The sequence below is a fragment of the Phormidium sp. CCY1219 genome, from assembly GCF_035615515.1.
In the GTDB taxonomy this organism is placed as follows: Bacteria; Cyanobacteriota; Cyanobacteriia; order Cyanobacteriales; family Laspinemataceae; genus CCY1219.
The window spans coordinates 33,805-39,922 of record NZ_JAJENT010000635.1 but is presented as its reverse complement, the minus strand read 5'-3'; the positions used below and the strand labels follow the sequence as shown (position 1 = coordinate 39,922).

Sequence of the window (6,118 nt, the reverse complement as noted above, 5' to 3'; positions counted from 1 at the left end):
GGCTTTAAGCCTTAGATTCCTTGCCCCGCTTACGTTTTCAGTATTTCAACTTCAACTTTGGCGGGAACGATTCGCACCTAGTAAGTTCAAGATAACATTGCAAAGGGGGAAACCCCCTTTTTTTTTACAAAAATTTACTTCGGGGGGCAAATTTGAGGGGAAAGGGGGGAGATGGTTGAGCAACCCTAGCCGAGTCAAAACGAATGCGATCGCTGCAGCAAGCAATCGGGTAGGGAATGAGTCCCGGCATCAATCTCGCCTATGGGAGAATCTCCTCTCCCCTCCAAATGAGATGAAACGGTTCGCGGAATCTCGACCTGTGCACAAAAGGCAAGTCTTCCTAGGTCGGATCGATTTGCGCGAGTCCCACGCGCACGGAGGAGAGAGAAAAGAGTCGGTGAAGCAGAGGCGCGACGACCGCAATTATACTGTATTCTCCCCAATCGCGGGGCATAGCTCTCAGTATTTTTACGCCCACCGGGGTTTCGCACAACAGGATGGCATGAGGAGAATTCCAACCCACTGCGGATGCAATGCCAATTGTCTCAAATCTATCTCCGGACTCCCGAGGGATGAAGACACAGCAAGTCCCTACCTTTTATATGCATTCATTTTGGCCAGAATATTGCGAATTGCCAATCCACAATATTTCGGCGAACATTCTAGGTGGCGAACCGGTAGAGAGGCATCGGTCGGATGCGGACGGCAGAAATTCCCTGACTTTTGCGATTCCATCCCCAATTGTGGAGGATAAAGAGGGTAAGGCTCTGTTTTACCGAGGCTGGCGATCGCCTTCTCCTTTATTTAAGGAGGTATTGCCCGAGCATTTCCTCCAAGAGACCGTCAAAGCATGACCTTTTCCTCGGCTTTGACTCATAAATAGCGAGTCTGACTCGGAAAAGTGGGGCCTATTTCATACTTTGTCATTCAGACTCCGTTTTTTTATTGAGAAAATAAAAAAAACTTTTATTTTTTTTTTTGGGCAATTTTTGGTGTTTGTCGCTACATTTAGGCAGGTTTTGGCGGCTGTATTCCTTGTTTAGCAAGGTTTTTGCTGCTAAAGCTTGACAACGCAGTAGGAAAAAAATTTTTTTGCCGTTTCCCTTGACAAAAAAGAAAAGAGCCTCTTTAATAGAGTTAACAGAGGATTACAGAGTCAATCAGGGAGCAGCCAAAACCAATTCGGTTTGTTGATGCAAACATTACTGACCTTTACAACAAGAAGAAACAATCATGCAAAAGCTTAACGCCTACAAAACCATCGCCAAAACTGTCAAAATGTCTAAAGTGAATGGCTTGCTCAGTTTGTTAACCATTGCCACAGTGGGAATGATTTCTCTACCCGCCGAAGCGAACGGATACCGAGTCACTGGTGATAGTGCGGTGATTCAAAACAGCCAACAACGCGCCGTGGTTACGGGCAGTGGAAATAACGTGCAACAAAACTCCCGCCAAACCCATATCGATCGCACCTCTGGCGGATTTGGCAACCAAGGAATCGTGCAAGAACAAACCCAAGACGCTGATGTGTATGGTCGTCACAATCACGTGCGGCAAAACAACCGTCAAACCACGGTAGAAACCAGCACGCCTCGTTATTCCCCTCGCCATGCGCCGCGCTATCAAAAGAAACCCAACTATCGCAAAAAGCACTAAAGAGATCGCCTCCTAAACCCGAGAACCGAATTGCCCTCGGTTTCTCGGGAGTGGAGGGAAAAACACCGAAGAAAAATCGGGCGATCGCACAGCATTCTGGCGGTTTGCAATTCCCGAGTTCGGACGCCATATGACAGGCACTCAGGTAAGGTGGGAGGCCAAAACTCCCCCTGCGCCACTCGGGTTTAACTGACCCTGATTTAACTTTACCGTGCTTTTCCCTCCCCGTCAAATCGACTCCATTTTAACCGTTCGTTAATGGTCATCAACCATGCTAAAAACCACAGGCATTTTGAGTCTGCTGAGTGCCACGGCAACCCTAGGGCTGGTTGCTTTGCCTGCCGATGCAGAATTTGGTCGCAGTAGCGCAAACAATCGGCGCGTGGTGCAGCCAATCAGCCAAGAAGCCATTATTAATGGCAACGATAATCGGGTGGATCAAACCATCAAAGTCATTTACATCAACCAAGGGCGAAGGACCAACAGCACACCATCTTCTGCTGCTGCTGGGAGTTCCCGCCGATTTACCCAACAAGGAATTGTCCGCACCCCGACTCAACTGCCAAATTATTCTAGCAATAATCAGCGGATTATTCAACAAAATACCCAACGAAGCAACCGCTACTAAGGTAGCGGAAATGGGGGGGAAAGCTTATTTCCACCCATCGTCTCTGAAACCCAGTCTCGGGCGGAATTCTTGGGAAAATCCAAGAAATCCGCGAGATTTGCGAAGCGGATAAATTTTCCTCCTGCCGAATTTATCCCCAGTTTCGGGACAATGCCAACACCACAAAACCCATCGGGAGGATACCATGAAAACCTCAATACTTGCAGCCTCTTGCTGCGCGATTTCTGCCTTGTTTAATTTTGCACCGATTTCCACCATTCCGGTTTCGGCACAATGCGTGCAACTGGATCAAGGGATTCAAGTTTCGATTAGTGGTGCCGGACCGGCGCGGCGAAATAATGACGTCCAAATGGAATCGCAAGGAGCTTGTAGCGGCAGTTCCACCGTGACCACTGGGGCACAAATTCATGTCGGTCCTAATCGCGCGGTACAAAACCGCACGGTGCGCCAAACTATCCGGAAAAACGGTCACTCGCAATTGCGGAATTCTTATCCGATTCAGATTCGCGTCAATCCACAAATTGATGTGGATAATCCCGCCGATCGCATTGACTCGATTAACAATCCGGCTCTGCGGTATCGAGAAAAACTACGTTTAGTTGAATAACCTATCACTGCGCTCATTGACTGAGGGGATGTCAACTTCTTGACGCTAGGAGAAATAACCGAGGAAAAATAACAGGAGGATTTTTCTTTTATTTTCCCCTAGTCTTTCGGCAGTAGAGGGCGCTATTGTTTTAAATGCAGCCCGTGGTTTGTCCGCACAAGCCCCGGGCTGAGGGTCAATAATTCACGGTAAGAAAGGGATAGAATGGTGTATGTATCGATAAATCCAGTGTTGTATTTGATGAAAGACAAAATGAAGATTAAACTGTTGGCTGTAGCCACGTCTTGTGCCGCCTTACTGCTCGGGGCGACGCAGGCGATCGCGCAGATGTCGATTCAGATGGACGATCGCGGAATATTTATGGAATCCAATCGCGGATTTAGGCTAGACTACTATCGCGATCGCCAGGAGTTTCGCCGCAACTCGTATGGGAATTCCTTCAATCGTTGGGGCAATTTATTTCCTCATTGGGAGATGGAGTTTCCCCAGTTAGATCGGTGGGAAAGACATCGGGGGCGTTCGGTAGAAACGAACTCGTTGTTATCGCGCAGTGAAGGAACCACTGCCGTCACTGTAAAGTCTGCCTATCTCGATTTAGAAATTAGTGGAGAGGCGCGGACTTATATTAGCGCAGAGATAACCGTAGATGGAATTCCCGTAAAAACGGTGAGGGGAAACAGTGCGTTTATCAATCTCGCCCCCTATCTGGAGTCGGGGGAAAACCGGGTAGAAATTCGCGGATATTATAGTCCAGCCAGTTCAACAGTGCGGTTAGAATTAGTGGGGGAAAGGAATACCATAACCCACGAAATTAGTGGCAATGGCAGCTTGAGACAGACGTTGATTTTGGATGTCCGGTAAGCGAGATCGTGTCATTAATGAAGCAAGTTTTTCACACACACCATGCCTGCCGGGGGTTTCTCCCGGCTTTTTCTCTGTATTTCCATAGTAGAATGCAGCCTTAGAGCTGCGATCGGCTCCATACATCCTAAACCGAGGCAGAAGCCTCGCCTGCGTCCCTCAGATACACTCTAAATCCTCTGTAAAACGCGACAATTGCAAAACCCACTGCGGCATTTAGGAGGATTATCTCCGGATACCGAAAGTGGCAAAAGTAAGATATCGTAGTAATCAGGAGATTCTACCGGGGTTGCCTCTTTAAAGCGGGAACATCCGGAGTTTAACAGAGTCTCTGTAATTGTATCGTCAAGGGGCAGTAGACAGGTGTTATCGCGCGAGTTTTTAACTCAGATGGCTCATCAGCATCAACTTTCTCCCGATCAGGAGAGAGTATTTTTGCTACGGTTTGCAGAGGATAAAGACTATGACGAAATCGCCCAAATAGAGGATACTTCTCGCGGCGCTTGCCTCAAACGCATGGGTCAAGTTTATAAGAAATTTGGCATCGAAGGGGAAACCCGAGGCAAAGAGAGCGAATTGAGAGCATTTCTCGATCGCCAATCGCCGGAGAGCAGAGCCTCATCGGTGGTGGTTTCCGAGTCTGTCCCTAGGGAATCCAGAGAAAGCGAGCCACAAGCTGAGTTAATCGGAGTCTCCGTGGCGATCGCACCCTCGGTGGCCACCCGATCGGAGGTTATCCCTCAGAAAGTGGCGATCGTATATGGCGATCGCAAACCGGATCTGCGACTCGTGGAACCTTTAAAAGAAGGCATGAGCGCGGTGGGACACGAAGTGACTGTCGCACAAGATGTCCTCAGAGCGGGAGAAAACGGCCTGCAACGGCTGAAAACCCTGTTCGAGGAGTGCGATCGGCTGTTACTGTTGTTGTCCGAGCAAGCGGCATTTAGCGATTTGCTCATCGAGCAAGTGCGCCTCGCCAGAGAGTTGCGCCAGTCGCGCCAAGACGGCAAACCGCAGACGATCGCAGTGCGGGTAAATTTTCCCTTAAATGCGCCCATAAACTACGATCTGAGCGTATTGCTCCAAGGAGTGCCGCAACGCCTGTGGCAATCGCCGGCTGACACGCCTGCGATCGTGCGAGACATCCTGCACCTGCTGCAAACCGAGGGAACCGATACCGAAAGCGAGGCCGAATCTGCCGCCTTATCCGCTTTAACCCCAACCTGGGAAAGCACCGATGGCCGACCTTTACCCTTTGCAGGGCCAGAATTGCCCGAAGGACAAGTAGACTTGGGTTCTCCCTTTTATGTCGAACGTCCGCCCATCGAACAACGCTGTTTTGAGACGATCGTCCAACCCGGTGCCCTGATTCGAATCAAAGCACCGCGACAAATGGGCAAAACCTCGTTGATGGCGCGCATTCTCAATCACGCCTCCCAACATGGATATCGTCCCGTTCATCTCAGCTTTCACTTAGCCGATAAAGGCGTTTTTGCCACCTTAGATAAATTTCTGAAATGGCTTTGCGCCTACGTCGGTCAACAGCTCAAACTGCCGAATCAACTGCCCGAATATTGGGATGATTTTCTCGGCAGTAACGTCAACTGCAAAGCGTATTTTGAAGAATATCTGCTCAAAGAAATCGACACTCCCTTAGCCTTGTGCCTCGATGAAGTCGATCGCGTCTTCCAACATCCCGAAATTGCCGATGACTTTTTTGGCTTGTTGCGCGCGTGGCACGAAGAATCCAAGCGGCGCGAGATTTGGAAAAAACTGCGATTAGTTGTGGTGCATTCCACCGAAGTGTACATTCCGATGAACATCAATCAATCCCCGTTTAACGTGGGGCTGCCGATTGAATTAACGGAATTTACCCCCAACCTGGTGCTGGATTTAGCTCGGCGCTATGGCTTGAATTGGAATGCCAAAGCAGTCGAATCTTTGATGCAAATGGTCGGCGGACATCCTTTTTTGGTGCGCCTCGCTCTTTATCATATTGCTCGTCAGGACATCACCCTCGAAGGACTGTTAAAAACTGCCCCCACGGAAGCGGGACTTTATAACGATCATCTGCGACGTCATTTGTGGAATTTAGAACAGCATCCGCAATTGGCAAGCGCCATGAAAGAGGTAGTTGCCACCTCGGTTCCGGTGCGATTGCCTTCAGAACAAGCGTTTAAATTGCACAGCATGGGGTTAGTGAAGTTCCAAGGGAATGAGGTCGTAGAGCGCTGCGATTTATATCGTCAGTATTTCCGAAATCGACTCGAGGGGTAGTTGAGCGGATGAATGGTGCTCTACTCAGTAGACGTGCAAGTTATCAGCTAGGAGCCGATCGGATTCCATGATTCTCAATACTCTACCAC

General features: G+C 49.2%; 6 protein-coding genes. All 6 read left to right on the top strand.

Going from position 1 to position 6,118, the window contains the following annotated elements; all coding sequences use genetic code 11:
- Window positions 1-602 precede the first annotated feature (602 nt).
- The 6 genes from LKK83_RS18200 (at window position 603) to LKK83_RS18175 (ending at window position 6,029) form a co-directional block, all read left to right on the top strand.
- Window positions 603-854, top strand: coding sequence for a hypothetical protein (locus tag LKK83_RS18200; RefSeq protein WP_324632689.1), 252 nt, complete (start codon window positions 603-605; stop codon window positions 852-854).
- Between the two features lie 379 nt (window positions 855-1,233).
- Entirely contained in the window at window positions 1,234-1,656 is a 423-nt protein-coding gene (locus tag LKK83_RS18195) for a hypothetical protein (protein ID WP_324632688.1), read from the top strand.
- A gap of 271 nt (window positions 1,657-1,927) precedes the next feature.
- Window positions 1,928-2,284 carry a hypothetical protein gene (locus tag LKK83_RS18190; RefSeq protein ID WP_324632687.1) on the top strand — a complete coding sequence of 119 codons (357 nt, stop codon included), beginning with the start codon at window positions 1,928-1,930 and terminating at the stop codon, window positions 2,282-2,284.
- 184 nt (window positions 2,285-2,468) lie between these two features.
- The gene (locus LKK83_RS18185; RefSeq protein ID WP_324632686.1) at window positions 2,469-2,891 is read left to right on the top strand and encodes a hypothetical protein; all 423 of its coding nucleotides are present in this window, start codon (window positions 2,469-2,471) and stop codon (window positions 2,889-2,891) included.
- Between the two features lie 252 nt (window positions 2,892-3,143).
- On the top strand, window positions 3,144-3,752 hold the full coding sequence (locus LKK83_RS18180) for a hypothetical protein (protein ID WP_324632685.1): 609 nt from the start codon (window positions 3,144-3,146) through the stop codon (window positions 3,750-3,752).
- Window positions 3,753-4,142: 390 nt separating this feature from the next.
- Window positions 4,143-6,029 carry an AAA-like domain-containing protein gene (locus LKK83_RS18175; protein WP_324632684.1) on the top strand — a complete coding sequence of 629 codons (1,887 nt, stop codon included), beginning with the start codon at window positions 4,143-4,145 and terminating at the stop codon, window positions 6,027-6,029.
- Window positions 6,030-6,118 lie beyond the last annotated feature (89 nt).